Genomic DNA, 25,500 nt, shown 5'->3' on the forward strand with positions numbered 1-25,500 from the left:
TCTTTAAGTTCACTTTTAGGCCATTTTATGAAAATTGGTTATGCTCGTGTTAGCACCCAAGACCAAACGCTCGATGTTCAACTTGAGCAACTTAAACGTATTGGTTGTGACAAAATTTACCAAGAGCAAGCGAGCGGTAAATCCTCTGATAGAGAACAGCTTAACCTGTTGCTGGATTTTGGAACGAATGAATCAGGGCGGCAGTTCTGGTTCGCCCTTAAAATCGAGGCCAGGTTAAAGCTCTATACTTGCTTTAAGTGAGTTCGTCATTACACTAAGCTTCAAGTTTTTGTTAAAATCATTAATTACTAGAAAGTTTGGTATGGATTCACGGGCTGTACATTCATTAATTGCGTCGTCGAAACGTAGATTTTTTCCTAAGACCCTCTTTATAACACACTTAGTCACAGTTATATCTTCACTATTACCCCCACAAGTCACACTTCGACTTGTACCGATAAAAGCTCTAGCTTTCGCACGCCGCATACCATTAACTAAGCTGCCATCCGTTGTGCCCTCACCAGAATTACATGAGTGAGTATAAAAAATAGTGTTGTCTTTAAAGTCCACATTGTCTCCGATGTCGCGCCCTGATAATGTACCTGAATTATCCCCTAATATAATATCAGTTGAACTACTGTGTGATATGTTGAAAAAAAAACTTAAACGTTCACACTGCATATAATTTAACATGTTGTATTTTGTATGCTCTCCCGGTGAGAGCAGCTTTACTTTAAAAGAAGCTTTTTCACCCCATTTAAAAATTGCCTTTGCATCCTTTTCTGCCTCACCAACACCATAAGCTACAACCATATTAATATTATCATCTGGACATTTAAATCCATTAGCCAAGGAAACCGAAAAAGGAAGTAAACACATAATTATAGATAATATAACTCTCATAACTAATCCTCATCTCGATACACAATAATCTCGTCAAAATCATCACATCTGGAGCCATAATTATCTATGATAGATATAGGAGAGCGAAGTGAAAATGCCATTCTAATAGTTGAAATTAAGCTTCTTCCATTCACGTCGTTACTATTATAGATACGGTTGAGTGGAAGAGATTTATTATTTGAAAACTTGACAACGAATGCATTACCGTTGTCAGGACCTCCTTGATAACCTTCAACATACCCAGCACTTATACTTTTTATAGTAACTTTAGATTCGCATAATTGAGCATAGGCAGAATTTGTGGATAAAGCACTAACCAAGATAAACAAAGATTTGATAAGTATTTTTTTCATAGCGATCACCTTACGATTGTAATTAAAAGTCAAGATATTTTAAATATTAACCTGTTGAATGTAACGATTCGGATATAGCGACAGGGGGGAACAGAACCCTACACAACAATACGCACCATCACACATACCAAACCTATCTCACAATGGCCGTTTATTAAATTTTTATTTTCATATGCCATATAGCTAACTATTTTTGATTCGATTCATTGTAAGCGCTCATTACTCAGCATAACTAATCGCTAACCACAACGATCTAGTCTTTAGCCAAATTCGAACATAGCAGCTCCGCTGCAATTGGGCACGTGATAGGTTTATACGTATAGCCCTATGTCGTATTCGCGTGAGTCCATGTTTATTCATCGTCTCTCGTGTATATACATTTTCGGCTTTGTTGCGTAATTGAATTTAGAGATAGAGCCAACCCGTTTCGCGTATTTCTTAGTCAATACGACAAGTTTCAGGCATACCTAACTCAGTAAGCTTGTTCAACGCTTTTATCATCGCGTAAGTTTCACCCACCTGGGCATTGTAATTTCTTAAGCTCAATCGTCCTCCTAGCAACTGTTTAACTCGATACATCGCTGTTTCTGAGAGTGAACGTTTGTGGTATCCATACCGCTCTTTCCAATACTTATTTGAGCCGTATAATTTCTGGCAACCCACTGCGAGATTTCGAGGGTGACCACGCTCCCAGAAGGCGGCCCCTTCTCGAGGGGGAATAAGCACAACGGCTCGCTTAATCTTAATAGCAGCGTGACACGCTCTTGTGTCGTAAGCGCCATCACCAGACACCTCAAAGATACTTCGGCGTGTTTGTTTCAGTAAGTTCGGGAGTACCTCTCCATCTGTAACCGTCGATAAACTTAGCTCGGCGGCAATGATCTCATGAGTGTTGGTATCGACGGCAATATGAAGCTTTCGCCAGACTCTACGCTTGCCATCCGTCCCGTGTTTTTTCACTTTCCATTCACCTTCGCCATAAACCTTAAGGCCAGTAGCATCAATGGCTAGGTGCTGTATTGCTCCTCTCGCTTTAGTCCTAAATGAAACCTCAACTTGCTTGGCTCTACGACTGATGCAGGTGTAATGCGGACAACTTAACGGTACATGAGCTAACCTAAATATCGAGTCGATAAATCCTTGAAGCGCTCTCAATGGCATAGAAAAAACTCGTTTGACCATCAGTGCTGTCGTGATAGCTAAATCACTGAACCGACGCGGCCTCCCGCGCTTATTCTGTTTGCTTTGCGCCCACCCGCTTATTGCTTCTTCATCAATCCAAAAGGTCAGAGAACCTCGGTTAATGAGTGATTGGTTGTATTGCTTCCAGTTGGTTGTTTTGTAACGAGGCTTAGGCATAGGACTACGAGAGAGAGTGGAGATAGCTGATCAGATCGTAGGTTCTTGATTTAGTTCCATTGAATTACGCAACAAAGCCGGGAGATAGTTATTTTCATAACAGTTTGAGAATTTCCTTTGATGACAATGCCCTTAACTCTCAGAAAAACAGATGAAAGTAACGAGTGAAGTTCTGAAGATGGCTAACCCTCAGAATATAGGTGAGAGTATTTAACTAAGTTAGCAAGTACTACCTGATAACGCGCACTGAAGCTTTAGCTTTAAATCACTCGGATCGAGCGGTTTGGTTAGATAACACGAAAAATATTGGTTCATTCGAGACTCTTCTTGAATGGTGGCTCGTGCCGTAACGGCAATTATAGGTAACGATGGCTTACGCTTTTCCAACTCAGAAGCAAGCTCAATACCATCCATAACCGGCATAGAAATATCCGTAAGTACAACATCAAAGTCATGTTCAGAAGCGAGCGCTAAAGCCTCCAAACCATCATTCGCGGTCATGCATTCAAAACCCAGCGCGTTTAAATGAAACTCTAGAATTTCTCGGTTAAACTCAACATCATCAACGATCAGAGCTTTTTTATTTGTGCAGTCTAGTCCCTGCCCAATATTATGTATTTGCTCTACAACTCCGTTAGAACATTCAAAAACATTCATAACTTCTAGCGCTGGAAGTGCAATAACAAAAGTACTGCTTACGCCAAGCTTACTTTCAACCCGCAACGTGCCGTTCATTAACTCGACAATTGTTTTAGTGATAGCCAACCCCAAACCAAAACCAAACTGTTGGTCTTCTCTATTGACTTGTTCAAAACTGTTAAACACCGTATCCAATTTATCTGTGGGAATACCGCACCCCGTATCAGTTACTGAGATATTGAACACTTTATCGTCGGTCGAAACTTCTATTGTCACGCCCCCCTTATTTGTAAACTTCAATGCATTCGAAACTAAATTACTAATCGCTTGTTTTATACGAAGCTCATCAATCAGCAATGTTGTCGAAGCATCGACATTGCTGATAATATCAAGCGATAATTGCTTAGACTCACTAAGGGGCAAAAACGTATTTTCAATTTCGCGAAGTAAACTCATTACCGGCAGGCATTTAGGGGTTAATGAATAGCTTACCGCTTTTACTCTTTCAAAATCCAATAGATCATTCACAATACCTAAAATGGTATTGCTCGCACTCGAAATACCGTTCAACTGATGACTATGGGCGTCAAAATGCTTGCTGTGAGCCAACATATGCGTATAACCAATAATCGCGTTCAATGGAGTGCGAACCTCATGGGACACATTTGAAAGCAGCACTGATTTCTGTTTATTTGCCTCACTGGCTTCTAGCGCAGCTACCTCATATTGTTTCGTTCGCTCTTCGACTTCATATTCAAGCCCTTCAATTAAATTTTGAATCTGGCCCCCAGCCTCAGAATAAGCCTTAGAAAGCTGCTCAATTTCGTCTCCATTACTATGAACCACATGTGTGGCTTTATTAAAATCACGCTGCTTTAGATATTGAGCTTGTGCGATCAATTTAGAAACCGGCATGAGCAACTTATTAACCGCAATTGAATTAATAACTAAGAATAGCCCAAGCAAAATGATATAGGCGAGCAGCAAACTTTTTAATAACGAGTTGTCTCCAGACAAAACTAGCTCTTTGGTGGTCACATAACTAGAACGAATCACATGTTCTGGCGTTACTAAAATCAACTTCCATTTTGTCACACTATTTTTCACGAAGGTAACATTATAGTTACCGCTTAAGCTAGTAACAGCAAAACTCCCATGATCATTGGACATAATATAATTCACGGCACTTTTCTTAACCTTCTGGTCAAAAACGCTCGTTGACATCAACCGCTCAGTGCTTTGTTTTAAATTCGTAGCAACGAGATTGCCACTGTCATCAACTAAAAAATATCGATATTGGAAAACATCGGTCATATTCTCAAACATTAACGAACGAGAGAAGTAGTCTAAATCAATGTCAAACCTTAACAAAGACTCATTCCAATCTTTTGGTTTGATATAAATAGAAAAATTTCTGACAATTCCACCTTCTACCTCTTTATCAATATATAAACCTTTATATTGATACATTTGACTAAGATCAACGAAAACTGAGCGGCTTACAATACCATTTTCGATGATAGAGACCTCTTGATTGCGGTTAGTTTCAATAAACCGTACCTCTTTTATAAAGGGCTCAAGCTGAGTGTTAATATAAGCCAGTTGTTTATTACGCAATGCCTCGTTTTGCGAGTCATTGCCAAAATCATAAGCAAAATCGACCGCTACATGCTCCACTTCCTCAGCGACCAGCTCAACCTCTTTATCAAGACCTACACTTTGAGCTTTCACAAAGGCAAACAGAAGCTTTTTGTTATTCCCAGTAATGCTCTCCTTAATCGCTTCAAATTGGTTTTGTGAAGAACCCAGAACAATTTCGCTAGCGAAGTACGTAAGCAATGCAACAAATAGAACCAATATTGTTGCATTGACGAAAATGATTTTATTTTTAAAAGACATGTTTCTATTCTCCTACTTAAGCTTCACAAAGGTGAATCATAGCGTTAGACATATCCATCAAAATTTTCTTTCCGGCACTTTCATTAATTACCACGTAGTAATGCTCCAACTTCAGGCAGATTCTTGCAATCTCCATAGCCCCGCAAGATAACGCAATACCTTTAACTTTATGGGCGAGAGCTCTATTGGACTCACGTCCTTGAAGAATATCATCACTAACCTTGTGCAAACTCCTAATGGCAATCTGACGAAATCTAACTCCAATATCCGATTGAAAGTTACAACCCGTCGCCATAAGAAATACATTTGTGTCGATGCTATACATACCTAATTCTCTCACCTTAATGACACCCTAAATTTTGAACGCCTATCGCAAAAGTGATATGGCATAGGCATTATAAAAAAAACCAAAATGCCTAATGGCATTGTCTACTTTTCAAGTTGGCTTATGCCATATTCACCAGAGAGAGATATTTGGATAATAGATCACACTATTTCAATTATCGAATAACAATAATGGCACACCTTTTCAGACAGACTTTTAGACGCTTGGAACAATTAGGGCGGGTGTCTATAAAACAAATATTTGGCCTTACTGCCTTCTATGTAGATAACGTTTTGCTCGTTCTACATAAAAGTGGGGAACTGTACCTCAGAGGAACATCGGCACAAGAAAGCTACTTTATTTACAAAGGCTACCCCAAGGTGAATGGAGGTACACTGGGGGTAAGTCAAAATGCGGACTACTACAAGTTACCAGTAAACCCTTGGAGCAAATATTCTTTGACTCTATGTGAAGCGGAAGTCACACTAGACCAAATAAAGAGAGCACGAAGCAGCTACCTTTCTGCTCCCAAAAGGCTCAAAGACTTACCCAATATGCGATTTTCAACAGAACAACTTCTTGAGAAAGCGGGCATAAACTCCATTGAGAAACTCAGAAGTCTTGGTACGATTGGTGCTGTTGAGGCTATACAACAACATACCTGCTATAAGCCAACCATCGAGTTGATTTGGTCGTTAGAGGGTGCTATCCAGGATATACACCGTTCACAACTACCGACGAACCTAAAAAACGCATTGCGCACCCTAGTTCAAAGTCATTGTTAGCCTATATCGTTTAAAGAAGCTTAGATTCTTGTTAATTCCAAACGCGGTTAGTTTGATGCCGTGGCTATTCCTAGCTACTGTTAATTAAGCTAAACCGCCTGTCCTTAAGTGATTTCCCTCAAACTGAATCTTGTTAACTTAGCCTACCCATTCACTTAATAGTTCGCTCCGTTTTAATTCGCATTGCCTTCCTTTATTTTGGTTTCCTATTATCTCTTCGGTTTAAAATCACAATTCAATCTCCAATACAACTCAATTTATAACTATTTATTTTACAATCTGCCCCACTGGCACCAAACTAGGCATATCAACAAAAACATCTAAACAAGGTGCTTAAATATGCGTTCGTTACTCTTTGCTTCAACAGCAGTATTATCAACTATTGTCTCTTTTCAATCGGCTGCCGCAAATGTCACTGTGCGCTGGACAGGGAAAGTTCCGACTTCTGACTGCGCCTCAAACCCTATTAGCAACCAAGTCGCGTTCAACTCATTAAGTGAACGCTGCAAGCTAGAGCTCAAACAGAGTAAAACAACCACGACGACCAAAAAAGAGAACAAGATGGTCTTATTCGACCTTTAATTTAAAATGATAAGCCACTAGGTAGGCATACCAACCAGTTTGATATTCAATCCGACCTTGTCTGCAAACGTAGCATAGAAATAATAAAGGTACGATGATTAAACTGGTTGTTTATTTATGAAAATCACTTTGCAACATGGGGCGCTCAGGCTCTCTATTGAGGGTTGTCCCACAATAAAAACCATTCAACTAACACTCAGCGAGTTTTTAGTTCTCGAAGAGTTGCTCGCTCATCAAGGGCAACATTTAACAAAACACCACCTGCTCAAAGCCGGTTGGCCCAATTCATACGTTTGTAATAATGCATTGAATATGGTGATCATGTCTTTAAGAAAGAAGCTTCTTAGGCTAGGTGGATGGATTGAAATCAGTACTATCCATAGAGTGGGCTATAGTCTGCATAAAAATTGACGACATATGTGTTTTGCCGTGAGTTTGCGCGCTATCCCCCTAAAAACCAACGTCGCCAACCCACAACTTGTCTTTGAATATTCCCGATACATTCAGTCAACACAGCCAGTCCGCCGTGAGACAAAAACTTCATTTCCCAAGCTAATAACAGCAGAGCCGAGATAGTTTCTAGCGAAGCATTAACCTCCATCAGCAACTTTGCAGCCCGCTCTTTTCCAACCGTTGTTGACTTGCTTTGTAAATTCGCTAGCACTACGTTACGAATCGCGGACGTTATTTCCTTAAGCAATTGCTCACCAGTTGTAAACCGAAATGCTCTGGGAAAATGCTTTTGTTGGTTCCAATATAACTTATACAATTTCTGTAAGTCATAGTATATTCGATTATGTTTAAAAGGTTGCCCCATCATTATCCCTCCTCAATTCGTCACAAACTTGTCTCTGAGTTACTCCGTAGTGCGCAACTTGCAGGTCGTAGCCAACAAAAGGCCACACAGACATTGCAGTTACCAACACACTGCCACGAGCTCTGTCATGCCATGCTTAGCGGTACCTATAGCCCTGAACCCTACCAACACTTCGCCATTACCGAACCCAAACTCAGAGAGATTTACGCTCCTTCATTCAAAGACCGTATTGCTCAAATGTGGGTGTGTAGTCATTTAACTCCACTAATGGAAAATCGTTTTATTGACGACACTTACGCAAACCGCAAAGGTAAAGGAACCTACGCGGCTATAGAAAAAAGCCAAAAATTAATGAGGCAACCAAAGCACCAATGGGCCATGTCGTTAGACATATACAGCTATTTTAACCAGATAGATAAAACTCTTTTACTCAATAAAATAGAACGGCTTATTGCCAATGCCACCATTCACCCACTTAAACAACGTTGCCTTATTGAAGTAACCAAGCAAATCATTACTCATGATACCGCACATGAAGCTCTTACCCGAACCGGGGATCAGTCTCTTTTGCACGCCATCCCGAAACATAAACGGCTTATTCACAGCCCAAAAGGAACAGGCCTGCCGATAGGGAGCGTTACAAGCCAATTAATGGGCAATTATTACCTCAACGACCTAGATCATTTTATTAAGCACGAGTTAAAAGTACAAGGTTACGTGCGTTATATGGATGACCTATTTTTACTTGCCGACTCTCCTAAGACCTTACGATTCTGGCAGAAAGAAATTAAGTATTACCTTAAAGAACACTTAAAGCTTAAACTGCACCCAACTAAGGTACGCCTTGATAAAGTTACACATGGTTTTGACTATTTAGGTTATCGCATTTATGGACACCACAAATTTATACGCCAATCTACAGTACAATCGCTCAAGCAACGATTGTGTTACTTTCGTTCTTTACTTGAGCCAAATAAAACGCTTTCAAACGTGCATCCACCCGAGCGAGGTCAATGGCAACGATGGTACCGAGCAGGCAACACGCCCCCATTAGGGCTTCCTTTATATCGCGCAATGCTAAGCACGATTAATAGTTATTACGGGTTATTAAGCCATGCTAACCACTGCAGATTACGTAAGTCACTTTACCATCATCACTTCGGTGAATTAAAAACACTCTTTATTCCTGCGAATGCACACTATGCCAGTGTTAAACTCCGTTCCTGCCATTTTTGATAAGGCGACACCACTGGGTATATGTCAGCCTGATACGCACGAGGCGTAGTTCTGATTGGATGGGTTGTTGCTGTTGACGTTGCCATTGTTGAGGTTCACGTTGTAGTAGTTGGAACCATTAGGCGTCGACGACCAGTAGTTGTTGTTGGTCGCCCAACCCTTCACGTTTGCACTTATTGTTTATACGGAGTGTTGCCTTTCGACTTGCTCCCCTTTATTACCTTTTAAGGCCATAAGTGCCGATAACATACCAGGGCCCACTCACCAATGCCGTAACAAAGGTGCTCTCTAGGCGCAGCAACGCTGCTATGTTCCCTGTTTTTTTGCGTGTCGCCTTATCAAAAAATAATGACTTCGGTTATCTTTCAGTCCAGCGAATAACATCAAGTAGCAATTTGCCGTCGGGGTTAGAGGTGTCCGGTGTGCATTCGTCTAACTGGCGTACTAACCATTGTGGCATCCAAACTTTAGAGAAACTGTTATCTGTTTTTAGTCTAGGATTTAAGTCAGACCGTTCATGTGCGGGTAAATCGTTTTTGTGCGATAGATAATTCGACATATCGGCATAAAAATCAATGCTGATGACGCCTTTTTCGTTAGGATACACGCCGACTTTCGCAAGGCTACTTGCGGGTAACCCGCCCGATAGAACACATTGTGAACCGATTTTTTTCACCACTTTAGCCGAGACTTTTAAAGCAGGTAAGGAGGGGCGAGTTTCCACCCACTGCTGCCATGCGTAGAGCGCTTGGTCATAAAAGCGAACAAATATGTCTTCATGAATACCGATGATTTTACCTTGTTGCTGACTCAGCTTGAGTTTTGTTTCAATATCCATCTCTATCCTTACTGAGTTTAAAAATAAACCGTTAATTTTTTAAAAAGAAAAAACGGCCCTGCGGGCCGAAAACTCTAAACGTTAAACGTTAAACCCTAAGAACCTGACACGCACGAGGCGTAGCCCTGACTGGATGGGCCGTAGCTGTAGACGTTGCCATAGCGGAGGCTCACGCCGTAGTAGTAGGAACCACTAGGCGTCGACGACCAGTAGTGGTAGCTGGTCGCCCAACCCTTGTCGTTGAACATGTTGCCATTGTTTACATAAAGACTACTCAACTCACCTTTCGTTGGTAAGCGCCAATCATTCTTACCATTGAGCGCAATGGTGTTATAGTGTTCGCAAAGTTGGCCGGCCTCGGAATATTTGAAACGACCAAACTCGCCTGTAGGGCCATATATACCTGATTCATTATACGTTACGCTATATTCATCGTACTCTAACTCTTTTAAAAAGCTGACGCTTGGATTTCCGGTATACAGCATTCCGTCGCTTTCCGCCATTTTAATGCAGTCGCCTCCGGCGTTTGTTCCGTCATCATCGCCGACTTGCCCCCCACAAAGGTAGGCATTAAACGTCACTTGGCTTGTTGATTCCGTCTGCTCGCCCACCGTCGTGGTATAAGATGAGGTCACATCAAATGTCATGTTGATTTTCGGCGTTTGATACTGCGGATCCCATTTTACGCGAACTTTTTGCTCGCCCTGTGCATCGGTTTCCGTTGTCTCATCCACCAGAAGGGGGGTGACAATGCCCGACGTATCCGGGTGCACGCCAGTACTTACCTTTGACTCAACCGAATAACCTTCTACCGGGTTTTCATAGGCATCTTTCAGGGTTGCCGTTACCTCGTTACCTTCAACTGAGGTGTAGAAAGCGTTGTTGATCGTCGCTTCCGATGTCACACCTGCAGTCTTTTCATCACCGATGAATGTTACTTCATGAGTTTGAGTCACACCGCCGACATCAAAAGTTACGGTCACCGTCTCAGCTTTCGTGCTGGTTAATGTAAACTCAGCAATACCTTGGCTATCGGTTGTTTGCGTCTTAGTATATAGTGTTGCGTCAGCACCAGAGACCGATGCACTGATTTGCGTATCTGGCCTAACTTCATCGCCAAGTTTCAGCTCCACAGAGACCGTACCAACATCGGTACCATTCGCCACTACCTTTGTACTTGAGTCTGGTTGCACACGAATCAGGCCTTGCTTGATACATGTAGCATAGTAATAGCCAGACGGACTCAGGGCTCCGGTCTGAACGCTACCACTGCCAGACAAGTCTACCCACTTAGGCTCTTCAGCCACATCGTCATAAGCAAGGTACGTGTAATCCGTAGGCCAGTTGTACCCAGTTTGCACATTGATGTTTGTTCCCATCTGCGAAAGTTCCTCTACCGTTGGCAGCGAGGCACCGCTTTGCTGACAATACTCTACCGCTGTTGGGTAACGCACCCCTGCCATGTCGATTGCCGGCGAGTAGTTTGTATCACTGAGTTTGGCATCGTAAGCTAGGCCTTGATTTGCTGCGTCAACCGAAGTAAGGGGCGCAGTAAACACATCCGCTAAATAAGGAATGTCTCCCCATTTACCTGACTGGTTTGGGTCTACAACCTCTACACGAATCAAACCCATATCATAAACGCCATTATGATCACTGACGGCAAAACTTATGTAGTGATAGCCCGGCTTTGGTGCTTGAAAGACGATCTTTTTGTTCCCGGTGTTCAGCGGATCTTTAGAGGCTGCTTCGGCGTTGAATGTATTAACGTAAACTAATTGATAATCATCACCATCATCAGATGTTACAAATTCACTGATGTCGATTTCTATTTCCGTAGAGACGTTAACAGCATCGGGATATTCAATAGTATCATTAATCGTAAAGCCTTGGTTCGCCTCATAGCCTACTGCGATATCCAAAACACCCATTAATACTAAGCCGTTCCCTGAATCTTCGAAGGTATAGAGCACAAGGTCAATTCCGGTAAAACCTTGCGGCGGTGTATATTCCAAGACCTGATCATCTGTATCATTTATTTTAACTGAACTAGAACGAGCGTACGGCAGTGTAAGCTCCGTTAATACAAACTCGTCACCTAATGTAAAGCCGACTTTATCCAGTTCACTTTTCAGTGAAACGCTCACATCTTCGTTAATCAGTGTTGTCGCGCTCACTGGAACCAATTCGGTTGAGCTAGGATCGCTACTTACCGCTATGCGTGCGATCGCAGAGTTCGAATCTTCTCCACTACTATTATCACTCATTGCCATTGGCGCTTCTGCCACACGCCCCATTAGCGACAATGTTCTAGGGGTCACATGATACCGATAATCACACACCTTGGTATCAGAGGCCTGAATTACAAACCCAGTTTCTGTCATACTTTCTACTTGGCAGCTACTATCGTTAGACAAGACCTCGACTTCACTCAGCGCAAAACCACCGCCAGTAGATGAAAAAACCTTTGATGATAGGTCAACTTCAAATAATTCTGAATAACCAGTTGAGTAAGTGGCATTTTGAGCTGAAACTGTTGCTAATTGAGTTTCAGAAGACTGCCCGGTACTACTTTCGCCGCCATCGCCGCCACACCCAACAAGACCAAGTGTTACAGCAAAAGCTAAGCTCGGACCTATACCGCACCTCAAGTTTTTATTTAAGTCGTTCATAGTTTTTCTCACTAATTCCTTCATACATGTTTAAATTTCATATTACCCTTTGCCAACAAAAACAGATTGGGCACATGTGACTTTCTATAAATCAAAGTGCCAAGCCTGTTATTTTGAAATTTATCAAAGACCAGCCACCCCAAATTAAAATCAATCAGTTAAAATAGATATTTAATAATATAATTAGCCACTCTTAGTGAATTAACTTCATTCCATTAGAGTAATTCTTATCATAAGACGGGCTTTGTTGCGTAATTCAATGGAACTAAATCAAGAACCTACGATCTGATCAGCTACATTCACTCCCTCTCGTAGCCCTATGCCTAAACCTCGTTATAAAACAACCAACTGGAAGCAATACAATCAATCACTCATTAACCGTGGCTCTCTGACCTTTTGGATTGATGAAGAGGCGATAAGCGGCTGGGCGTAAAGCAAACAGAATAAGCGCGGGAGACCACGTCGGTTCAGTGATTTAGCTATTACGACAGCACTCATGGTGAAACGAGTTTTTTCTATGCCACTGAGAGCGCTGCAAGGATTTATCGACTCGATATTTAGGTTAGCCCATGTGCCGTTAAGTTGTCCGCATTACACCTGCATCAGCCGTAGAGCCAAGCAAGTTGAGGTCTCATTTAAGACTAAAACGAGAGGAGCGATACAACACCTAGCCATTGATGCAACTGGCCTTAAGGTTTATGGCGAAGGTGAATGGAAAGTCAAAAAACACGGGACGGATGGCAAGCGTAGAGTCTGGAGAAAGCTTCATATTGCCGTCGATACAAGCACTCATGAGATCATTGCCGCCGAGCTAAGTTTATCAACGGTTACAGATGGCGAAGTACTCCCGAACCTACTGAAACAAACACGCCGAAGTATCCTTGAGGTGTCTGGTGATGGCGCTTACGACACAAGAGCGTGTCACACTGCTATTAAGATTAAGCGAGCCATTGCGCTTGTTCCCCCAAGAGAAGGGGCAGCCTTCTGGGAGCGTGGTCATCCTCGAAATCTCGCCGTGGGTTGCCAGAAGTTATACGGCTCAAATAAGTATTGGAAAGAGCGGTATGGATACCACAAACGTTCATTGTCAGAAACAGCGATGTATCGAGTTAAACAGTTGCTAGGAGGACGATTGAGCTTAAGAAATTACAATGCCCAGGTGGGTGAAACTTACGCGATGATAAAAGCGTTGAACAAGCTTACTGGGTTAGGTATGCCTGAAACTTGTCGTATTGATTAAGAAATACGCGAAACGGGTTGGCTCTATCTCTAAATTCAATTACGCAACAAAGCCGTAAATAGTTTAAATTCATTATTCCATTTTCTAAGTTAACTAATTGAAAGGTAAATTATAGACAACCTTATAGTAAACTAAATAGCATTCCTAAAATCGATTTTTAACAGGTGATATTTAGATATAGTCAAAGTTTTATAGCTACGAAAAAAAACACTGCCCAAAATGGCAGTGTTTCTGTTTCAAGGAAGGAAATTTACTATAAATAGCCAATTTACTCTAAACAGACAATTTTGGGATAAACTATTTTCTCACCAGGGTAAATAATATTCAAATTACGGTTATAAAGGTATTGATTTGCTTCGACTAATTCATCCAATGTAATATCAAATGTTTTTGCTATTTTTAGTAAATGGTCGCCAGAAGCTACTCGGTATTCAATTAAACGCTGCTGACACGGTGGCGCTTTCTTAATTCGGACAATAGACGCCAATTGGGTATCCGCCGTTGTTACTTGGGGCGGATCTTCAACTAGCTGACCGATATTTGGTCTTGGATTAATATCTGAAATGCCCTTTGTAGCTTCGTTGCTTGAAAAACGATAAACCAAGAGTGCATTAAATGCGTATAGATCATCTTGTTGACGAACTGAATCAAAGATGCCTTGGTAACCAAGGTCAGCATACCAATTTTGATTCAATTGATATTTAAGACCAAGTGATGCCGTTAAATTGGTATCATCACTAGAAAGCGCCCCTCCGACTCCTGCATATAAGGAAGCAAAATCACTAACAGGTAACAGTAAGTCTGTTTCAATCATAACCGCTCGGAGGCTATCTATTTCAGGGTCAGAAAAGGCAGAAAAATCAGCATAGCCAAGTTCAAATAGTACGTTTTCATTAATGTTATATCCAACCGACGCCTTGTAACCGACCGCTTCAGTCTGCCCCATGTTGTCATCAAATGCAGAAAGCGTCATGCCGCCACTCATCTGAATAGGCAGCTCCTCTGCAAACGTACTAATGGATAAGAACACAGCGACAATCGATGTCATTAGGTTTATTTTTTTCATATTAAATACCAGGCTCCAACATGATCGTAACTTCATCAAAATAATCACCGGAAACAGCTGAGATGCCCTCGATATCGTAATCAAAGTCCAACGTGAAGTTGATAGTTGTTTGCACTCCAACACCTTCTGAAATAGCCGTGGTTTGGTTCCTTAATTCCCCTTCATTGACTAAGTTGCGAGAGTCACACTGAACGCAATTTATGCTATAAGGAATAACCACACCAGGGCTATTTGAATTAACCAATTCGTATGGCTGTTGGGGCATGGTTAAAACAATTCCGTCATTAAAATATCCGTTCGCTGTGATATCAAATGACGTTTTCGATGTTATCCTTTTGCCAATTGTGTCGTAGGTTGGCGTCATGACACCATCTCCACTTACAATAACGCTGTCGAGTTGCACAGGCTGATAATCAAATGAAAACAACATCACTTCATTGATGTTGCGATAAGTCATTATGCCGTCATTTTCGTAGTAGTAACGAATATTTACCGGAACTGAGGCGGAATATAGCCCCTCTGGTAGCCCACTGAATGCAGACACTATTTCACTTTCGCTTATATCGAAAATAGGTCTCAGAAATATAAATGGGCTCGATTTTTGTTTGTTAATTAATCGAACAGACGAAACACAGCTCGGGCCTTCAACTGTTACAATAGGGAGTGACACTTCATCAAATGAGCACCCACCACCCACCGTATTCGCTGACTGAACAAATTCAATTCCAGTGGTATTGTATTGAACGCCCGATATATCGATCTGTATTGATTCTGATGTATTTCCACTCCCGCCGATTAAAGTCATCGAAGTTGGGGGGGGACCCGAAAACGTCGCTGCCGCCCACGCCTCTGAAGCCTGCAGCATAGGAGGAGTTTCCCACGTACTTGGCAACATTTTATCGTCGTAACGTGTCACATTGTCCCAGCGAACACCACCAGCCTTCACTTCCGCGCGAATTTCAAACGCAGCTTGAGCGATATTTGTCGTGATTAATCCAATAAATGCTGCAATATATAGGATACGTCCAGGCATTAGATTTTTCCTCTCATCACCGTTTCTTTCTTTGAATAGCTTTTGTCGTGAGATGTCACGGTGATGGTCAACTCGTTATTTTGCATACTTTCAATTAGAGGGAACGTCTTGTTTCTTCCCGATACAACAGTAAACTTTTGTTTGCATTGGGCTGTATTTACAGCGCTACATGCATCAACAAAAAAGTTGAGCATAGTATTACTTTTATTTTCGACTCTCAGGCTGTCACCGTTATAGGTCAATTCGTAAGCATAATTAGGCTGTGTTGTAGGAATAATATAAACGGGTGCGAATCCGTAATTAATTTCCACACCACTCACTACTTCATCAGGCCTGTATTTACTTGGAGAAAAAGACAACATAAACATCAAATCTTGCGAATTATCGCATGTAGTGTTGTGGCATAAACTACGTATGCCAACGTCTTTCTCTTCTCCGGGTTTCAAAACCAACTTCTGGTGCGTTAATGACACCTTCCAATCATTTAAATTGTCTCTTGTATACTGTTTTTTTTCTAACAGCTCTCCGTCAACAATATTTATTTCATCAACCTTCGCTTGGACAAATAGTGGTTGAGACTCATCGTTGGTTAACGTAACGATACCGTTCCCTTTATCATCAGAGACAATAACCATTTTATCTACCGTAAAAGCTTGTACACTTATAGATAACAATATGGCGGTGAGTGATACTAAATTTAATAATACTTTATTGGATTTCATTTCGCTCTCCTTAATTAGCTTGTGCGACAGGGTATGTGATGGCGTTGGTGCGATAAAGTCGCTTTGCCAGCAGTTTTAATTGATCTATATCTCTTTTATGAAGCGCTATTGTTTCCGCCATGTTTATAGATTCATGAGCTATATAGACTGCCTTAAACGAACCGACATCTTTCTGAATAACTCGATAACCGTGTGACTCGAGCTTTTTAAGTGCTTTATTCAGTTCAATCGAGCTTTCGTATGCACCTAAATACATCGCTTGCAGTCGTTCATCTGCATCAATCAAATCTATCCGGTTGTCTTGAGCTATTGGCAAACAATAGTTTTGACCAAAGTTCATCTGATTTGTTGAAGTAAACTCATAAGGCAATAAGCACTGGCTTTCTTTCGCTGACAATTCAAAGTTCATGCCTTCCAATACAGTTACTCGATAAACACCATCGGCCATTTCATTAACTTCAATACAGCCTTCTCCATGACACTCTACTTCTGTAATCGGTTGTTCTGAGATGTCATTAAAAGCACTGACGAACGAAACTACTCGACTCACTCTGGGCTCTATAGAAGCAACCGTTCCTGGGTGTGTAAACACGGTTACGTTGCTATCACCAGAGTTGTAAAGGTCAACGCTCTCTGAATCAAAATTCGCGCGATATTGACTATAAGATTCCAAAGGCACAATAGTTTCATCGTTATATACGATGAACTTACTGTTGTTTTTCCCTTCTTTTTTAAGAGAGAAGTAACCCTTCTCATCAAGCGCCTGCTCTGTGTTCTTCGACTGATGAATATCAACAAGCGTATAAGATGTTGCTGCTTTATCGGTAATATAAACACCATCAGTTGTCACTATTTGTGTACTAGACAAACCTGCATTGATACCATTCGTGCCATTAGTTGACGTATGGGCAGAGGCGTTCATTCGAGCGTATTTAGTCGTGCCGCTTGTCGCCAACAGTACATCTTGATACATATCATCTTGTTGTCGATTGTAGGTGTTGCTCACCTCAAGCGACGTATTAAATGAGTCTGAGTCAATTAACTGATTTCGTCTTACGGTTGTTTTAAATTGATTAAGGTCATCACTATCACTCGTCAGTCCCACGATGGTTTCTACGGTGTCTGACAACGGAACACTCCATAACAAATTAATTGATGTGTCGTCCGTTGCCTCAGAGTAATCGACGTTAATATTAACTCGAGAATCTAAAACTGTGGGCGTGCTGTAACCAACGGAAATAAACTGTTGTTCCTGTTCATCCGAGTTACCTAAATTGTCTAGCTGCTTGTCGTTGTTAAGCGAGTAAACCGCATACACAGATTGTCCATCACGGAAGCTGTACGAAGAATTCAACGATAGACGTGAATAATCAGCATATCCGTACATATAAGAAGCAACTGGATCTCCAAGCTCATTATCTAAAGATTCGTAAGAGATACTTAAATAAGGGATACCAATATTAGCGTTCAAGTGAGATGCATCTTCGAATTGGCTGTAAACGGCTTCGGTACTCAAATCCCAATCGATCAGATTGTATGCACCACCAACGGTGTACATGGTGCCAACGTCCGTTACCAATCCGCCCAAGCCTATTTGTAGCGAACGGGAGAGTTGGTAGTTAGCTAATGCCTTGCCATAAACATCGTCTTCAATATTTTGAATGCCATGTTCCATGTAGTCGTAATGGCTTCCTGAAAACATACCGGCACTAGCAACGAAATCCACTTCCCCTTGAGTCAGAGAGTCACTTTTGGTGTTATATACTTGATAAGTCTGGGTATTGATAACTTGCCCACCACTTGTCACTTCCAGCACGACTTCATAGCGACCTGCTGGTAACTTGCTGTAAGGAATTGAGTTTTGCCCTTCTGGTACGTTATCTTGAAAAATTAATCGACCATCGCGGGATACTTGTACTCCACCACTTGTTGGTGCATAAAAGCTTAAAACTTTATCGTTATTATGCCCACCTACGAGTAACTTTTTAGAAGTACCTACCGTAATCGAGTTTTGAGCAACACGAGCAGTGTTATTCAAGAAGTCGGTAGAGTTAACCTCTGGCTCAAATTCAAAATGGCCCGCTTTCATTGAGTAAGAATCGATATCTAAGTGATACGCCGCTTCATACAATTCAGAACCGTTATCACTGTTATTTGCATTAAAATCCGTCTTGAGGTACCCGTAAGGCAGTCCAAGTGTCGTTTCATTATTTAAAGAAACGATTGAGTCTTGATCTTGATATTCACTCACGTACAGATCAAATGAATTGATTAACCCATTGTGCTGGCTCAGAGACGAGTGGTATAACAGTTCCTCATCGATATTCGACAATGACAATACCTTTGGGGATACAAAAACATAGACTTCTTGATCGTTATAGTTATGAACGATTTCAAACGTTTCTGGGTACAACTCACATTTATCTAGCTTACCTAAACACTCAGACTGATCTTGTATGCCAACCATTAATTGTTCTATGATTTTCTGCTGGTACTCAGCCGACACTGCATTATCATTTAAATAGTCAGATACCTGTGCGATCGCTTTTTTATTATTCGAGTCTAATTTTAACGTGTTAAACGACGTTAAAAATGGGACTGATGAAGTAAGGGAACCATCTAAGTTACGCATACGGACCGTTGATTCTTTCAATTCAAACAGTTCTTCAAAACCTTCTGGGATTTTTTGGCTATAACTTGAATAAGAATACAAAGGCAATAGCATTAAAATTGCCATTGTTGTGAGTTTGAACCTGAACATTATATATCTACCTCAATATTGAACTCTATCTCACCATTACATTCCTCAGATTGGCCTGTTGTCGTAATATCTTTAAATGACTTAAAACTTAATATAATGTCGTGCTCACTGTATTTATTGCCGCCATCATTTAAATCAAAATTTGAAAAAGACACAGATTCTCCCTCCGATATGCTTTGCCCATCAATCGTTAATTGAACGAAATCATCCTGAACATTACTTACACCTGAGTAGTCCGTACAAGTTGACATATTTTTCGTTAACGTTGAAACATAAGGAATATCCGATAACTCAAACGGAATATCTGTTTCAATTCTTAATGTGGTATTAACGTCATCAAACTTTGTTTTATCTTGATTTGACGTTAAATCCAGAACTGCGGGAATAAATTCAACAGAATTAATTGAGTTTGTATATAGCTCGCCTATATCTAGGCTCGTGGTAATTTTGAGCACTTTAAAATCGGCGTTGGCATTCATACTCGCGAAAGCCAATAGTATTAAGACTTTTTTCATGTTGACTACCGTGGCAAAAATATAAGGCTCGTAATTATTACGAGCCTTTAAATTGGGAATTTTCTACAAATTAAACAAGGTCAGCCATAACTGTTACAGATGCTTGAACAGTAGTTCCACCTACTTCAGCTTCTGGTAATACAGCAGTCTGCTTAACTTTAGTTGAAATAGTTTCTACATCAGAAACAACTTCACCAACGGCAACCGTTGCACCATTTACATCAACTTCAATAACTTGAGCTGGGTTTGCGATACCGTCAAAAGTTACCGATGCATCAACTAGAGTCCAGTTAGCTGAAGTTAGTGCACCGACTACAGGATCTGTTACGTCACCATCATTTTCGTGAGACTCAAGTACGATAGTGTCTGATTCAAACACACCGTCTGTGCTTGGAGTGATAGTACCGTTAAGCGCTGTTGTATCACCTGCTAGGCCAGTGATGATAAGATTATCTGATGCGCTAGTTGTTGGAACAATGCCGCTCCATAGAACAGTAGCATTTGAAGCTGCGTTAGCACCTGCGCTTGCTGCCATACCCATTAGAAGAACTGATGCTAGTGCGCTTTTTTTTGAAATTTGACATTTTTACTTTCCTTAAGGCTATAATTTATTCATTAGCAAGCCGATTATCGAATTGCAGTTTCGTTAACGCTCCTTAATAACCGGACGAAATGAATTATGCGGAACCACCGATGAAAAGTAATTGGCATTAGCAATTTTATATATACAAGTATGCCCATTCCGGTGTTTTTCAATTCAATGCACATATTCAGGTTTGTTTATCCTATTTATTTAAGACTGCTCTCAATTTTTTAATCCCCCCCCCCCCCCCAAAGTGCGCTTGAACGATGAGATAAACTGAGCAATACTAAGACATTAAACACAATCAGAGGGAAAGGAATGCCACTCACATTTTCTCAATTCTTAGAATACGTAAGGACAAATAGAGACTTGACACAACAGGAAATGGTCGACTTGCTTAGTAGTTCTGAAGCGGATCTTTCTAAGCTTGACCTCACAACCTTCAGTCGCTGGGAGCGCGGAGTAACGTCGCCTAAATTATCTAAGCAATTACTCATAGCCAGAGCGATGAATGAAGATGTCATAAAACTCATTGATCCAGACGTTAAAGCCAAAGAAAAGAATAAACGTCATTTTGAAAAAATGACCAACCGTATCCTTCACCCATACTCAACAACTCCTAAAACGTTTTCTCATTACTATCACGGCTCATTAGCTAAACAACATAGTTTGTGTGAGCAGTTGGTTGGATTTCACCAAGACTTTATGGGTATATGTATAAACGCTGCGGATTTACAACAAAGTAACATGGTTTTAAATACATTTAGTGACTCTTCCGGTATGTTAGTAGGACATTTACTTTACGGTTTTGTGCCGATCGAGCAGGAAGCTTCGTCACTTGATCCAAACCAACTATCAGCCTGTCCCTTGCTAGATCAAGAAAAAAGCATGGAACATCCTGTAGATCTGTATGTAATCTCTACGTTCGGTTCTTTGCCTACTCCTAGAATATCTAGTATCATGTTTATGTTGGATATATTGTGCCAAAATACTCGCATCAAAAATCTAGTATTAAATTGTCATGATCATGAAGCCTATACCCTGTTCGAAACGAGTACTGACTGTGAACTTTTATCAAAAGGTAACGAAATCCCTTTCGGAGGCGTTAAAGTTTTTGGGAAACATTACAAATATGCGCAAATTAGAATCAAATCTGAAAGTATTCTTGCATTGAAAGTAGTATCAAATATTGTTCCATTTATTGAGGATTACATCCAAAATTTATTTGAAGCTTAGATACCCCGATGCAATCAACAGGGTACTTACAGTGACAGCTCCATGCGGAGTTGACCAGAGCCCTTTTCGCCCGATTGTCTAATGTAATTGGCCATGACTTATTCACTACAGGTAAAGTAGCCTCACGACAAAACAATGTTCTCTTTCCAGTAAACCTTACTTATCGAATCGAACGTTTTTCGCATGTGGTGCGAAGATTGGCTTTTAGTTTACCCAAAACGTCTAAAATGCCGTATTTAGGTACATAGGCATCTACACATGTTGAACAGTCGACTTAGTTTAGGGCGCTGCTCTCAGGAGCAATAATCAAGTGAGTTAACTATTCTTTCAGTTGTACTGTGCATGAGTATTTCCATCACATCAAAGCCCATCGTGGGTCTAAATCAACTTCCACCTAATTACGTCACTAAGTCTTGCCATTGCACCTTCAACTAAGAGATATGAAGTATGCCAATAATATTTAACACCCAATAGCAGTATCATTTTTCTTTTATTAGCTCTGTTGTGAACAAAGATATGACATGTAATTGCGTTGAAAAAAGAATTGTTAGACTCCATAGAACTCTTATAGAAAAATTTGTTGGCATAAAAGAAAAATACAGATGCGAAAAGTGTTCTACTGTGTTCAAGAAGCTGATTAAGTACAATCAGTGGAAATACCCCAACCCAGTTGAAGCAATCGAGCCTATCAGAACCAGTGAAAAGAACCTGGCATATCTAACCAAGCCACAAATTGAAGAGTTCCTATTTAACCTGAAGAATTTCAACCGCGTAATTACAGTCTCGATTCCACAGCTCATTGTAATCTCTAAGATTTGCTTAGCCACCGGTGCTCGTATAAGTGAAGCTCTCACTCTTACCCGTTCACAAGTAGCTGAATTCAAGCTAACTTACACTGAGACAAAAGGTAAGAGAAATCGAAGTGTGCCCATCTCACCTGCTTTGTATCATGAGATCTTAGATATCGCAGTGAGCGACCATAAGATTTTTGACACTACTTATAAGGATGCCTGGCGCTACATTAAAAGGGCTTTACCTAATCATGTTCCAACTGGGCAAGCAACGCATGTTCTACGGCATACATTTGCTTCGCATTTTATGATGAATAAAGGGGATATTTTGGTGTTACAGCGGATTCTAGGTCACACAAAAATTGAGCAGACAATGACGTATTCTCATTTCGCTCCCGAGCTTTGATGCAGGCAGTTCACCTCAATCCTTTAGAAAATTAATGGCGACAAAATGGCGACAGCCACTGTAATCGAGCGTTATTTAGCGGTTTTAGACGTAAAAAAGGCGACAATTTAACCTGTCGCCTTTTGCTAATGAGTGCCTAATGTAGGTTATTCCCAATCAAGGATAACCTTGCCTGAAAGCCCGCTACGCATAGCGTCAAAGCCTTTCTGGAAGTCGTCCACTTTGTAGTGGTGAGTAATGATTGGTGTTAGATCTAGGCCAGATTGAATCAAGCTTGCCATCTTGTACCAAGTTTCGAACATCTCACGACCGTAGATACCTTTGATAACCAAGCCTTTAAAGATGACTTGGTTCCAGTCTACTGCCATGTCTGATGGTGGAATACCTAGTAGAGAGATCTTACCGCCGTGGTTCATATTAGTCAGCATGCTGTTGAACGCAGATGGGTTACCAGACATTTCTAGGCCTACATCGAAGCCTTCAGTCATACCAAGATCAGCCATTACGTCTTCAAGCTTCTCTTCCATCACGTTTACTGCGCGAGTTACACCCATTTGACGAGCAAGATCTAGGCGGTATTCGTTTACGTCAGTGATTACAACGTGGCGAGCACCAACGTGCTTAGCAACAGCAGCAGCCATGATACCGATTGGACCAGCACCAGTAATTAGCACGTCTTCGCCTACTAGGTCGAAAGAAAGCGCTGTGTGTACTGCGTTACCAAACGGGTCAAAGATTGATGCTAGATCGTCAGAGATCTCTGCAGGGATCTTAAATGCGTTGAACGCAGGAATCACAAGGAACTCAGAGAACGCACCAGTGCGGTTTACACCAACACCTGTTGTGTTACGACAAAGGTGAGTACGGCCGCCACGACAGTTACGACAGTGACCACATGTGATGTGGCCTTCGCCAGATACACGGTCGCCGATTTCAAAACCACGAACTTCTTGGCCAATGCCAACAACTTCACCCACGTATTCGTGACCTACTACCATAGGTACTGGGATTGTGTTTTGTGACCACTCATCCCAGTTGTAGATATGTACGTCAGTACCACAAATTGCAGTTTTCTTAATACGGATAAGAAGATCATTATGACCCATTTCAGGTTTTTCAACCTCGGTCATCCAGATGCCTTCTTCAGGCTTAAGCTTAGAAAGTGCTTTAATTTTCATAATGTTATCCAGTTCATCTCGCCTAACTGTAAGGCGAGAATCAAAAATCTATATGTTCTATTAGGTGTTGCTCTATCTAATCAAAGGACGCATAAGGCATCCCTTTAAAATTAGATGATAGCCATGTCTTTACCAACTTGAATGAACGCATCGATTGCGCGATCCAGTTGCTCACGAGAGTGTGCAGCAGACATTTGCGTACGGATACGAGCTTGGCCTTTTGGTACTACAGGGAAAGAGAAACCGACAACGTAGATACCTTTCTCTAGTGCGCGCTCTGCAAATTCAGCCGCTACTTTTGCATCACCCAGCATGATTGGGATGATTGCGTGATCAGCGCCGCCCATAGTGAAACCAGCAGCTTCCATGCGAGTACGGAAGTGAGCAGAGTTTTCCCATAATTGAGTACGTAGGTCGCCAGATTCTGCAAGAAGATCTATAACGCGGATAGACGCAGACACGATTGCAGGTGCAACAGAGTTAGAGAATAGGTATGGACGAGAACGCTGACGTAGCCAGTCGATCACTTCTTTCTTACCAGCAGTGTAACCGCCTGAAGCGCCACCCATTGCTTTACCAAGCGTGCCTGTGATGATGTCGATACGGTCAACAACGTTGTGGAACTCGTGAGTACCCGCACCGTTTTCGCCCATGAAGCCCACAGCGTGAGAGTCATCAACCATAACGAGTGCACCGTACTTATCAGCAAGGTCACAGATAGCAGGAAGGTTAGCCACTACGCCGTCCATAGAGAATACACCGTCAGTTACGATTAATGTATTGCGAGCACCCGCTTCTTTAGCAGCGATAAGTTGTTGCTCTAGCTCTTCCATGTTGTTGTTCGAGTAACGGAAACGCATAGCTTTACACAGACGAACGCCATCGATGATAGATGCGTGGTTTAGAGCGTCAGAAATGATTGCGTCTTCTTTGCCTAGGATCGTTTCGAACAGGCCAGCGTTTGCATCAAAACAAGATGTGTAAAGAATAGTGTCTTCTTTGCCAAGGAACGTAGATAGCTTTTGCTCTAGTTCTTTGTGAGAGTCTTGAGTACCACAGATGAAACGAACAGAAGCCATACCAAAACCGTGTTGATCCATACCGTCTTTAGCAGCTTCGATAAGGTCAGGGTGGTTAGCAAGGCCTAAGTAGTTGTTTGCACAGAAGTTTAGTACTTCTTCACCAGTCGAGATAGAAACCGCTGCTTTTTGAGCAGAAGTGATAATGCGCTCAGACTTGTAAAGACCTTCTTCTTTAACTTCTTCGATTTGATTTTGAATCTGTTGGTAAAATGCAGAAGACATTGTCTATTCCTTCCTAATTATTATTCAGCAGCATCGTGCGCCGCATTATGTAGGGGATGTAAACGATTTCAATTCGATCATTTACACTGTAAAACTTATACCCCTATTCTAGTTGAACATCTCCTTCTCGATTATCCCTTTAGTTGGAAAAACATTAATGAATCACAGGCACGAATAATAGTTCATCCCAGTGACGCAGGGCACATAAACGCGTCTTGCCTGTTCTTTTTAACGTCAACCCCCTTCCTTCCCTGTCT

General features: G+C 41.4%; 23 protein-coding genes and 1 pseudogene. 8 read left to right on the plus strand and 16 right to left on the minus strand.

What is annotated here, in order from left to right; translation table 11 throughout:
- Positions 1 to 27: 27 nt before the first annotated feature.
- Positions 28 to 261 (plus strand): recombinase family protein, encoded by a 234-nt coding sequence (locus tag AC3CIA_RS16235; protein ID WP_488519246.1) that lies wholly within the window; start codon positions 28 to 30, stop codon positions 259 to 261.
- On the opposite strand, the gene AC3CIA_RS16240 is transcribed toward AC3CIA_RS16235, so the two are convergent.
- The 5 genes from AC3CIA_RS16240 to AC3CIA_RS16260 form a co-directional block, all read right to left on the minus strand.
- Positions 235 to 903 (minus strand): hypothetical protein, encoded by a 669-nt coding sequence (locus AC3CIA_RS16240; RefSeq protein ID WP_488519247.1) that lies wholly within the window; start codon positions 901 to 903, stop codon positions 235 to 237. The two genes, AC3CIA_RS16235 and AC3CIA_RS16240, sit on opposite strands and share 27 nt — an antisense overlap.
- Positions 904 to 905: 2 nt before the next feature.
- A complete protein-coding gene (locus AC3CIA_RS16245; RefSeq protein WP_488519248.1) occupies positions 906 to 1,256 on the minus strand; it encodes a hypothetical protein in 351 nt (116 codons plus the stop codon).
- A gap of 438 nt (positions 1,257 to 1,694) precedes the next feature.
- The gene (locus AC3CIA_RS16250; protein ID WP_488519249.1) at positions 1,695 to 2,615 is read right to left on the minus strand and encodes an IS5 family transposase; all 921 of its coding nucleotides are present in this window, start codon (positions 2,613 to 2,615) and stop codon (positions 1,695 to 1,697) included.
- Between the two features lie 219 nt (positions 2,616 to 2,834).
- Positions 2,835 to 5,153 (minus strand): ATP-binding protein, encoded by a 2,319-nt coding sequence (locus AC3CIA_RS16255; RefSeq protein WP_488519250.1) that lies wholly within the window; start codon positions 5,151 to 5,153, stop codon positions 2,835 to 2,837.
- A gap of 16 nt (positions 5,154 to 5,169) precedes the next feature.
- Positions 5,170 to 5,478 (minus strand): Hpt domain-containing protein, encoded by a 309-nt coding sequence (locus tag AC3CIA_RS16260; protein WP_488519251.1) that lies wholly within the window; start codon positions 5,476 to 5,478, stop codon positions 5,170 to 5,172.
- Positions 5,479 to 5,669: 191 nt separating this feature from the next.
- Here AC3CIA_RS16260 and AC3CIA_RS16265 point away from each other — a divergent pair, with 191 nt between their 5' ends.
- The 3 genes from AC3CIA_RS16265 (at position 5,670) to AC3CIA_RS16275 (ending at position 7,256) form a co-directional block, all read left to right on the plus strand.
- Positions 5,670 to 6,263 (plus strand): TfoX/Sxy family DNA transformation protein, encoded by a 594-nt coding sequence (locus AC3CIA_RS16265; protein WP_488519252.1) that lies wholly within the window; start codon positions 5,670 to 5,672, stop codon positions 6,261 to 6,263.
- A 339-nt stretch (positions 6,264 to 6,602) separates the two neighbouring features.
- Entirely contained in the window at positions 6,603 to 6,845 is a 243-nt protein-coding gene (locus AC3CIA_RS16270; protein ID WP_192854284.1) for a hypothetical protein, read from the plus strand.
- Positions 6,846 to 6,962: 117 nt separating this feature from the next.
- Positions 6,963 to 7,256, plus strand: a complete 294-nt coding sequence (locus AC3CIA_RS16275) for a winged helix-turn-helix domain-containing protein (RefSeq protein WP_488519253.1) — start codon at positions 6,963 to 6,965, stop codon at positions 7,254 to 7,256.
- A gap of 31 nt (positions 7,257 to 7,287) precedes the next feature.
- On the opposite strand, the gene AC3CIA_RS16280 is transcribed toward AC3CIA_RS16275, so the two are convergent.
- Positions 7,288 to 7,665 carry a four helix bundle protein gene (locus AC3CIA_RS16280; RefSeq protein ID WP_488519254.1) on the minus strand — a complete coding sequence of 126 codons (378 nt, stop codon included), beginning with the start codon at positions 7,663 to 7,665 and terminating at the stop codon, positions 7,288 to 7,290.
- A 90-nt stretch (positions 7,666 to 7,755) separates the two neighbouring features.
- Between AC3CIA_RS16280 and AC3CIA_RS16285 the strand changes: the two genes are divergently transcribed.
- A complete protein-coding gene (locus AC3CIA_RS16285) occupies positions 7,756 to 8,898 on the plus strand; it encodes a reverse transcriptase domain-containing protein (protein WP_488519255.1) in 1,143 nt (380 codons plus the stop codon).
- Positions 8,899 to 9,256: 358 nt separating this feature from the next.
- Here AC3CIA_RS16285 and AC3CIA_RS16290 read toward each other — a convergent pair whose 3' ends face one another.
- The gene (locus tag AC3CIA_RS16290; protein WP_488519256.1) at positions 9,257 to 9,736 is read right to left on the minus strand and encodes a hypothetical protein; all 480 of its coding nucleotides are present in this window, start codon (positions 9,734 to 9,736) and stop codon (positions 9,257 to 9,259) included.
- A 95-nt stretch (positions 9,737 to 9,831) separates the two neighbouring features.
- Positions 9,832 to 12,408 (minus strand): adhesion domain-containing protein, encoded by a 2,577-nt coding sequence (locus tag AC3CIA_RS16295; RefSeq protein ID WP_488519257.1) that lies wholly within the window; start codon positions 12,406 to 12,408, stop codon positions 9,832 to 9,834.
- Between the two features lie 319 nt (positions 12,409 to 12,727).
- Between AC3CIA_RS16295 and AC3CIA_RS16300 the strand changes: the two are divergent.
- A pseudogene (locus tag AC3CIA_RS16300) lies at positions 12,728 to 13,648 on the plus strand (IS5 family transposase).
- Positions 13,649 to 13,916: 268 nt separating this feature from the next.
- Here the strand turns inward: AC3CIA_RS16300 and AC3CIA_RS16305 are convergent.
- From AC3CIA_RS16305 to AC3CIA_RS16330, 6 genes are all read right to left on the minus strand, one after another.
- Positions 13,917 to 14,714: a LysM peptidoglycan-binding domain-containing protein gene (locus tag AC3CIA_RS16305; protein WP_488519258.1), complete on the minus strand. Its 798-nt coding sequence runs from the start codon at positions 14,712 to 14,714 to the stop codon at positions 13,917 to 13,919.
- 1 nt (position 14,715) lies between these two features.
- Positions 14,716 to 15,747 carry a hypothetical protein gene (locus tag AC3CIA_RS16310; protein WP_488519259.1) on the minus strand — a complete coding sequence of 344 codons (1,032 nt, stop codon included), beginning with the start codon at positions 15,745 to 15,747 and terminating at the stop codon, positions 14,716 to 14,718.
- Positions 15,747 to 16,469 carry a hypothetical protein gene (locus AC3CIA_RS16315; RefSeq protein ID WP_488519260.1) on the minus strand — a complete coding sequence of 241 codons (723 nt, stop codon included), beginning with the start codon at positions 16,467 to 16,469 and terminating at the stop codon, positions 15,747 to 15,749. Before AC3CIA_RS16315 ends, AC3CIA_RS16310 begins: the two co-directional genes overlap by 1 nt.
- 10 nt (positions 16,470 to 16,479) lie before the next feature.
- On the minus strand, positions 16,480 to 19,230 hold the full coding sequence (locus AC3CIA_RS16320; protein WP_488519261.1) for a TcfC E-set like domain-containing protein: 2,751 nt from the start codon (positions 19,228 to 19,230) through the stop codon (positions 16,480 to 16,482).
- Entirely contained in the window at positions 19,230 to 19,745 is a 516-nt protein-coding gene (locus AC3CIA_RS16325) for a hypothetical protein (protein WP_488519262.1), read from the minus strand. The genes AC3CIA_RS16320 and AC3CIA_RS16325 overlap by 1 nt, the downstream gene beginning before the upstream one ends.
- A gap of 70 nt (positions 19,746 to 19,815) precedes the next feature.
- Positions 19,816 to 20,286 (minus strand): hypothetical protein, encoded by a 471-nt coding sequence (locus AC3CIA_RS16330; protein ID WP_488519263.1) that lies wholly within the window; start codon positions 20,284 to 20,286, stop codon positions 19,816 to 19,818.
- Between the two features lie 360 nt (positions 20,287 to 20,646).
- Between AC3CIA_RS16330 and AC3CIA_RS16335 the strand changes: the two genes are divergently transcribed.
- Positions 20,647 to 21,564, plus strand: coding sequence for a helix-turn-helix transcriptional regulator (locus AC3CIA_RS16335; RefSeq protein WP_488519264.1), 918 nt, complete (start codon positions 20,647 to 20,649; stop codon positions 21,562 to 21,564).
- 621 nt (positions 21,565 to 22,185) lie between these two features.
- Positions 22,186 to 22,761, plus strand: a complete 576-nt coding sequence (locus tag AC3CIA_RS16340; RefSeq protein ID WP_488519265.1) for a tyrosine-type recombinase/integrase — start codon at positions 22,186 to 22,188, stop codon at positions 22,759 to 22,761.
- Positions 22,762 to 22,907: 146 nt separating this feature from the next.
- Here AC3CIA_RS16340 and tdh read toward each other — a convergent pair whose 3' ends face one another.
- Positions 22,908 to 23,939: an L-threonine 3-dehydrogenase gene (gene tdh, locus AC3CIA_RS16345; protein ID WP_076645250.1), complete on the minus strand. Its 1,032-nt coding sequence runs from the start codon at positions 23,937 to 23,939 to the stop codon at positions 22,908 to 22,910.
- Between the two features lie 110 nt (positions 23,940 to 24,049).
- Positions 24,050 to 25,243 (minus strand): glycine C-acetyltransferase, encoded by a 1,194-nt coding sequence (locus AC3CIA_RS16350; RefSeq protein ID WP_372193073.1) that lies wholly within the window; start codon positions 25,241 to 25,243, stop codon positions 24,050 to 24,052.
- Positions 25,244 to 25,500: the final 257 nt, after the last annotated feature.

The organism is Vibrio sp. QJM3NY_27 (assembly GCF_057785955.1).

Excerpts from the sequence above, each read along its gene's own strand:
- AC3CIA_RS16235 (WP_488519246.1), top strand. The coding sequence starts at position 28 with ATGAAAATTGGTTATGCTCGTGTTAGCACCCAAGACCAAACGCTCGAT.
- AC3CIA_RS16240 (WP_488519247.1), bottom strand. The coding sequence starts at position 903 with ATGAGAGTTATATTATCTATAATTATGTGTTTACTTCCTTTTTCGGTT.
- AC3CIA_RS16245 (WP_488519248.1), bottom strand. The coding sequence starts at position 1,256 with ATGAAAAAAATACTTATCAAATCTTTGTTTATCTTGGTTAGTGCTTTA.
- AC3CIA_RS16250 (WP_488519249.1), bottom strand. The coding sequence starts at position 2,615 with ATGCCTAAGCCTCGTTACAAAACAACCAACTGGAAGCAATACAACCAA.
- AC3CIA_RS16255 (WP_488519250.1), bottom strand. The coding sequence starts at position 5,153 with ATGTCTTTTAAAAATAAAATCATTTTCGTCAATGCAACAATATTGGTT.
- AC3CIA_RS16260 (WP_488519251.1), bottom strand. The coding sequence starts at position 5,478 with ATGTATAGCATCGACACAAATGTATTTCTTATGGCGACGGGTTGTAAC.
- AC3CIA_RS16265 (WP_488519252.1), top strand. The coding sequence starts at position 5,670 with ATGGCACACCTTTTCAGACAGACTTTTAGACGCTTGGAACAATTAGGG.
- AC3CIA_RS16270 (WP_192854284.1), top strand. The coding sequence starts at position 6,603 with ATGCGTTCGTTACTCTTTGCTTCAACAGCAGTATTATCAACTATTGTC.
- AC3CIA_RS16275 (WP_488519253.1), top strand. The coding sequence starts at position 6,963 with ATGAAAATCACTTTGCAACATGGGGCGCTCAGGCTCTCTATTGAGGGT.
- AC3CIA_RS16280 (WP_488519254.1), bottom strand. The coding sequence starts at position 7,665 with ATGATGGGGCAACCTTTTAAACATAATCGAATATACTATGACTTACAG.
- AC3CIA_RS16290 (WP_488519256.1), bottom strand. The coding sequence starts at position 9,736 with ATGGATATTGAAACAAAACTCAAGCTGAGTCAGCAACAAGGTAAAATC.
- AC3CIA_RS16295 (WP_488519257.1), bottom strand. The coding sequence starts at position 12,408 with ATGAACGACTTAAATAAAAACTTGAGGTGCGGTATAGGTCCGAGCTTA.
- AC3CIA_RS16305 (WP_488519258.1), bottom strand. The coding sequence starts at position 14,714 with ATGAAAAAAATAAACCTAATGACATCGATTGTCGCTGTGTTCTTATCC.
- AC3CIA_RS16310 (WP_488519259.1), bottom strand. The coding sequence starts at position 15,747 with ATGCCTGGACGTATCCTATATATTGCAGCATTTATTGGATTAATCACG.
- AC3CIA_RS16315 (WP_488519260.1), bottom strand. The coding sequence starts at position 16,469 with ATGAAATCCAATAAAGTATTATTAAATTTAGTATCACTCACCGCCATA.
- AC3CIA_RS16320 (WP_488519261.1), bottom strand. The coding sequence starts at position 19,230 with ATGTTCAGGTTCAAACTCACAACAATGGCAATTTTAATGCTATTGCCT.
- AC3CIA_RS16325 (WP_488519262.1), bottom strand. The coding sequence starts at position 19,745 with ATGAAAAAAGTCTTAATACTATTGGCTTTCGCGAGTATGAATGCCAAC.
- AC3CIA_RS16330 (WP_488519263.1), bottom strand. The coding sequence starts at position 20,286 with ATGGGTATGGCAGCAAGCGCAGGTGCTAACGCAGCTTCAAATGCTACT.
- AC3CIA_RS16335 (WP_488519264.1), top strand. The coding sequence starts at position 20,647 with ATGCCACTCACATTTTCTCAATTCTTAGAATACGTAAGGACAAATAGA.
- tdh (WP_076645250.1), bottom strand. The coding sequence starts at position 23,939 with ATGAAAATTAAAGCACTTTCTAAGCTTAAGCCTGAAGAAGGCATCTGG.
- AC3CIA_RS16350 (WP_372193073.1), bottom strand. The coding sequence starts at position 25,243 with ATGTCTTCTGCATTTTACCAACAGATTCAAAATCAAATCGAAGAAGTT.